Source organism: Streptomyces sp. UH6 (genome assembly GCF_013421635.1).
Classification (GTDB): domain Bacteria; phylum Actinomycetota; class Actinomycetes; order Streptomycetales; family Streptomycetaceae; genus Streptomyces; species Streptomyces abyssomicinicus.
The window spans coordinates 1-1,161 of sequence record NZ_JACADT010001361.1; the positions used below are offsets into that span (position 1 = coordinate 1).

Below are 1,161 nucleotides of genomic sequence, written 5' to 3' on the forward strand. Positions count from 1 at the left end.
GGCGCGCCCGAACCGCCGACGATCGGCAGCGGCGCGGCGACGACGACCGCTCCGGTCACCGGGAGCCGGTCCAGCCGGCGCAGCTGGGTGAGCCCGTACTTGCCCGCTCCCAGGAGCATCGAGTGGCAGGGGTAGGGCGGGTCCAGTTCGCTCGCGTGGCCGGCGTCGGTGCCGACGGTCTCCACGCCCATGCCCAGGATGCCGGTCTCCTCGGCGAGGTAGCGGGCCGCGGCCGGGGTGAGCCCGGGGGTGCGGGGACCGTTCTCCCCGACGTTGGCGAACGCCTCCGGGTCGTCGGCGTACCGGGACCAGCCGGTGCGGTGGAGCAGCCAGCCGTTCTCCGGCAGCGGCCCGTGCTCCTCCTGCCAGGCCAGCAGGTCGGGGACGTCGAGCAGGTAGGAGGGGTCGGCCTCGGTCTGCGCGGTGCTGTCCACGACCACCGCGGGGCCGGCCAGCCGCTGGGCGGGCACCTGGGCGACGTCGTCCAGGTCCCTGCCGGTGATCCAGTGGTTGGGCGCGTCGAAGTGGGTGCCGGTGTGCTCACCGGTACGGAAGTTGTTCCAGTACCAGCCCGGACCCCGGTCGTCGAAGCGGCTGATCTCCTCCAGTTCGAAGCGGGCCGTCTGCCCGAACTGCTCCGGCAGTTGCAGGACCGGGGTCCCGGCGTGCAGGGGGGAGGTCAGGTCGACGACCTCGATCGTGCCCGAGGCCAGCTGTTCGGCCACCGCGGCCAGACCGGCCGCGGCACTGATGACGTCGCTCATGAGGGGTCCTTCCTGCTTCGGGGCGGGGGGGCGGTGCCGAGCATGGCACCCGGCGGGCACGTCCGTCGAAGACCCGCCGCGCCCGGTGGGCCGACCTCGCGCCGAACGGACAGCCACGGCGAGGACGTCCCCCCTGGGGTCGCCGCACGTGCCCACCTCGTGAAGACACCGGGCAGCCGTCCGCCTCCGCCGTGACCACCGCGACGCCGGTCGTCCACGCGGACAGCACCCGCCGGAAGGCGGCCGGGTCCGTCTGGACGGACACGCTGACAGGCACCATGCGGCACCTCCGGTGCAATCGGGGGAATCGGAGGGCTCATTGTGGGAGCGGGCCCGCGGGGAAGGCTGTCCACCGGGCGCGCCCGCTGTCCGTTCGGCGCGCTGATCCGCGGGCCGC

The 1,161-nt window shown here is 74.3% G+C and carries 1 protein-coding gene; it reads right to left on the minus strand.

All coding sequences use genetic code 11. From position 1 onward, the window contains the following. Nucleotides 1-764, minus strand: a 764-nt coding sequence (locus HW445_RS31890; RefSeq protein ID WP_180224244.1) for a cyclase family protein, incomplete at its 3' end; no start/stop codon positions are given. Between the last annotated feature and the right edge of the window lie 397 nt (nucleotides 765-1,161).